The organism is Vibrio qingdaonensis, from assembly GCF_026191675.1.
GTDB classification, from domain to species: Bacteria; Pseudomonadota; Gammaproteobacteria; order Enterobacterales; family Vibrionaceae; genus Vibrio; species Vibrio qingdaonensis.
Genome location: NZ_JAKRRY010000121.1, coordinates 1 through 1174 on the forward strand (window position 1 = coordinate 1; position 1174 = coordinate 1174).

The following is a 1174-nucleotide window of genomic DNA, read 5'->3' on the forward strand; positions in this document are numbered from 1 at the left end:
GCTATCGAGATCCACCGCGGCGTCTTCGGTGGCGTCATCACTGGCACCACTGACAATGCTTGGTAAATCGTTAACGCCGGTAATAGTGATGACGATGTTGTGCATCGTGCCATCTTCACTGAGTACTTGGAACGTCTCGGTACGGGTTTCGCCTTCTGAGAGTGATTGCACCGAGCTGTCGGTGTTGTCGATCTCGTAATTCCACGCGCCAGTCGCATCGATGGTCAAGGTACCCACTGGTGTGAGGCCGTTGCCGTCGTCCACTTTAGTGACGCTGGTTTGGAATTGGCTCTCGCCTTGATCGGTATCGCTAATCGTCAGCTGGCCGCTTTCTTTAAGAAGATCACCCGCTTGAATATCGGTATCTTCAATGACGCCACCGATGTCAGTACCGGCTATCACGGGCGCATCGTCGGTACCTTCAATGGTCACTTCGATGATTTGTGTTTTGCTGCCATCAATCGAGGCAACTTCAAAGCGCTCAACGCGTGTATCGCCGTCGCCGAGCTCTTGCACGCCAGTGAGGCTGTTATCGACTTTGTAGGTCCACGTGCCGTCCGCCAAGATGGTCAGCGTGCCCAATGGCGACTGACCATCGTCATTGGTTAGGTTAGTCACGGTGGTGTTAAACGCCGCTTCACCGACATCTAAATCGGCGATGTCGAGTTTGCCGCCACCGATAAGCTCACCCGCGACTTCGTCGGTGTCTTCTTTAACGCTGTCTGGGGCATAGTTGGTGATGAAGGTTTCATCTTCCGCGCCGTTCAGCGTCACACTAATCGTGTGCTCGGTGCCATCGGCAGAGGTGACGATAAAGGACTCAACCAAGGTGTCACCGACATCGAGGGCTTGCACCTGCGTTAAGGTGTTATCAATGGTGTAGGTCCAGATACCGTCTGCTAGGATAGACAGGCTACCCAACGTGGTGCCCACAGACGTCCCCGCGCCTGCGTTAAAGACATTTTCACCGGCATCTTCATCGCTAATCACGAGCTGCTCGGTCGCAATGAGATTATTGCCGACGACCGCGACATCTTCGGTGAGTTCGTCACTATCACCACTGATGATGGTCGGCGCGCCGTCCACCCCTTGAATGGTCACGACAATATCTTGATAGCTGCTGCCATCAATCGAGTACACGCGGAACACTTCGTCACGGCTGTCGCCGTCACCG

General features: G+C 54.4%; 1 protein-coding gene. It reads right to left on the reverse strand.

From position 1 onward, the window contains the following. Positions 1–1174: VCBS domain-containing protein (locus MD535_RS25580; RefSeq protein ID WP_265678100.1), on the reverse strand; the 1174-nt coding region annotated here is incomplete at both ends.